The sequence below is a fragment of the Streptomyces sp. genome (assembly GCF_050698815.1).
Classification (GTDB): Bacteria; Actinomycetota; Actinomycetes; order Streptomycetales; family Streptomycetaceae; genus Streptomyces.
In genome coordinates this window covers 1-3,195 of sequence record NZ_JBOHCV010000181.1, presented here as the reverse complement: position 1 = coordinate 3,195, position 3,195 = coordinate 1, and the positions used below count along the sequence as shown (strand labels likewise).

General features: G+C 70.2%; 2 protein-coding genes. One reads left to right on the top strand and one right to left on the bottom strand.

Translation table 11 applies throughout. The features are described 5' to 3' along the window. Nucleotides 1-139: 139 nt before the first annotated feature. Nucleotides 140-1,342 carry a trypsin-like serine peptidase gene (locus tag ACRDP3_RS06760; RefSeq protein ID WP_431515913.1) on the top strand — a complete coding sequence of 401 codons (1,203 nt, stop codon included), beginning with the start codon at nucleotides 140-142 and terminating at the stop codon, nucleotides 1,340-1,342. 113 nt (nucleotides 1,343-1,455) lie between these two features. On the opposite strand, the gene hflX is transcribed toward ACRDP3_RS06760, so the two are convergent. Continuing rightward, nucleotides 1,456-2,976, bottom strand: a complete 1,521-nt coding sequence (gene hflX / locus ACRDP3_RS06755; protein WP_431515912.1) for a GTPase HflX — start codon at nucleotides 2,974-2,976, stop codon at nucleotides 1,456-1,458. Between the last annotated feature and the right edge of the window lie 219 nt (nucleotides 2,977-3,195).

Sequence of the window (3,195 nt, the reverse complement as noted above, 5' to 3'; positions counted from 1 at the left end):
GGTGAGGGCCGTGGCCCTCACCCACCCGTCCCGCGGCGCACCGTGCCGCCGCGAGCGAGCACGTACGTCCAGCAGCTGCGCACTCAGCTCAGCTCATCTCATCCATCACTCGATGATCCGTTCCAGGGGGATCTCTTCCATGTCATCCATACGCAGGCAGGGCCGCCGACGTCCGGTCCTGGCCGTGGCCGCGACAGCCGCCGCCCTCGCCCTCACCGCGACCGCCTGCCAGTCCGGCGACGGCGACTCCAGCACGGACGCGCGGTCCAAGCCCTCCGCCGAGGCGTCTTCGGCCGAAGACCTCGGCCTACCGAAGGACCTGCCCAAAGACCTTCCCGCTTCACTCCAGGACCTGGACAAGTGGCGCGGCGGGGCCTGGAAGAACTGGGACAAGGACCAGTGGGTCCGTGAGGCGTCCGACTTCGCCAACCCCTACATCAAGGGCCACTGGAAGCCGGACCGGATGGAGAAGGCGGAGGACAACGGGAAGACGGTCCCCGCCGACGTCGAGACCTCCTCCGGGGCGGGCAGCACCGACCCGGAGCCCCGTGCGGTGAAGGCGAGGGGCGTCAAGACCCCGTACACCCGCAGCGCGGCGCCCGCCGGCAAGGTCTTCTTCGACACACCGAGGGGCCCCATGGTCTGCTCCGGCACCGTGGTCAAGGACCCGCGCAACCCGGGCAAGTCCAACCTGGTCGCCACCGCCGGGCACTGTGTGCACTCGGGCAGCAGCGGCGGCTGGTTCCGCAACATCATGTTCGTGCCCGCGTACAACAACCGTGGCCTGTCCCCCGCGCAGGTGCAGAGCGCCCAGCCGCAGGACGTCGCACCGTACGGGCAGTGGTGGGGCGCGTGGGCGCAGACCACCAACTACTGGATGGACGAGGGCGCGCAGTCGGGCGGTGGCGGCTCCCAGCAGGACTTCGCGGTGCTGCACGTGAAGCCCGAACGGCAGACGGGCAAGTCCCTCGAGGAGACCGTCGGGGCCGCCGTGAAGATCAACTTCAAGGCTCCGAGGACGGAGCGCTTCTCGGGCCTCAGTTCCTACGGCTACCCGGCGGCGCCGCCGTTCGACGGGGCGCGGATGTTCAGCTGCACGGACAAGCCGGGCAAGCTGACGATCGACCCGTCGCAGCCCGCGCTGTACCGCATCGGCTGCACCATGACCGGCGGTTCGTCCGGTGGTGGCTGGTTCATGGAGGGCAAGGGAGGCAAGGCCGAGCTGGTCTCGGTGAACTCCATCGGCCCGCGGCCCGCCACCTGGCTGGCCGGACCACGACTGGGGCCGACCGCCAAGAACGTCTTCGACGCGATCAGCAAGAAGTACGCGGGCAAGAACTGACCGACGCCCGCACGACCCGTACAGCACGGTGGCCGGGGCCCGGCCCCTCAGAATCACTGAGGGCCGGGCCCCGGCCACCGTCATGCCGCGTTCCGCATCCGCCCGAGCTTGCCCTACAGCCGCTCGGCGGCGGCCGTCCCGTACTCGTGCTTGCGCAGTTCGGCGGCCAACTCCGCGTGCACCCGGGCCTTGAGCAGCGTGCCGTCCCCGGTGTGCGTCTCGGAGAGCACTTCGCCCTCCCCGTGGACGCGCGAGACCAGCTTGCCCGCCGTGTAGGGGACGAGGACCTCCAGCTCGACCGAGGGGTGCGGGAGCTGCTCGTCGATGAGCTCGCGCAGCTCCTCGATGCCCTGCCCGGTACGGGCGGAGACCACCAGTGCGCGGCTCTCGGCGCGAAGCAGCCGCTGCAGGACGAGCGGGTCGGCCGTGTCCGCCTTGTTGACGACCACGATCTCGGTGACCCCGTCCGCCCCCACGTCGCGGATCACCCCGCGCACCGAGGCCAGCTGCTCCTCGGGGGCCGGATGGGCGCCGTCCACCACGTGCACGATCAGATCGGCGTCGCCGACCTCTTCCATCGTGGACCGGAAGGCGTCCACCAGGTGGTGTGGCAGGTGCCGGACGAAACCGACGGTGTCGGTCAGCGTGTGCAGCCGTCCGGTGGGGGTCTCGGCCTTGCGCACGGTCGGGTCGAGGGTGGCGAACAGCGCGTCCTCCACGAGCACGCCCGCGCCGGTGAGGCGGTTGAGCAGTGAGGACTTGCCCGCGTTGGTGTATCCGGCGATGGCGACCGACGGCACCTTGTGGCGGCGCCGCTCCTGCCGCTTGATGTCACGGCCGGTCTTCATCTCCGCGATCTCCCGGCGCATCTTGGCCATCTTCTCGCGGATGCGCCGCCGGTCCGTCTCGATCTTGGTCTCACCGGGACCACGGGTCGCCATGCCACCGCCCGCGGAGCCGGAGCCGCCGCCGCCCATCTGCCGGGAGAGCGACTGACCCCAGCCGCGCAGCCTCGGCAGCATGTACTGCATCTGGGCGAGCGACACCTGCGCCTTGCCCTCACGGGACTTGGCGTGCTGCGCGAAGATGTCGAGGATCAGGGCCGTACGGTCCACGACCTTGACCTTGACGACGTCCTCGAGGTGGATCAGCTGGCCGGGGCTCAGCTCACCGTCACACACCACGGTGTCCGCCCCGCTCGCCAGCACGATGTCGCGCAGCTCCAGCGCCTTGCCCGAACCGATGTACGTCGCCGGATCGGGCTTGTCGCGGCGCTGCACGAGCCCGTCGAGGACGTATGCTCCCGCCGTCTCGGCCAGCGCGGCAAGCTCCGTCAGAGAGTTCTCTGCGTCCTGCGCCGTGCCAGAGGTCCAGACGCCGACCAGCACCACACGCTCCAGGCGCAGCTGCCGGTACTCGACCTCGGTGACGTCCTCCAGCTCGGTGGAGAGCCCGGCCACTCGCCGCAGGGCCGCCCGGTCGGAGCGGTCGTACTGTGCGCCGTCTGCGCCGTCGCGGTCCCCGTCGATCCCGTCACTCCAGGCAACGTCCTCTTCCAGCAGGGCGTCAGCTTGACGGTCGTCGGTCCCGGCGACACGCAGGCCATCTTGTGGAAGGGAAGAAGAGAAGGTCATTGGATCCTTACGTCGGTGGGAGAGGGGGTCGCAGTATTCCAGCCGCCATCACGTGCGTGGGTTCTCGGTCCACTGCCTTGACAACGCCCGCCCGGCGGTATTGATTCCCGGACCCGGCCCCGCGGGGCCGTGGTGCGCCGCTGGAAATGGTGGCATGGCGGCATCCGCGCCGTCATCCGGATTTGGGCGGGTCAGGCGCCGGGCCCCTCCCGGCAGCGC

Bases quoted from the DNA above. Each gene is read 5' to 3' on its own strand.
- ACRDP3_RS06760 (WP_431515913.1), top strand. From the start codon at position 140: ATGTCATCCATACGCAGGCAGGGCCGCCGACGTCCGGTCCTGGCCGTG.
- hflX (WP_431515912.1), bottom strand. From the start codon at position 2,976: ATGACCTTCTCTTCTTCCCTTCCACAAGATGGCCTGCGTGTCGCCGGG.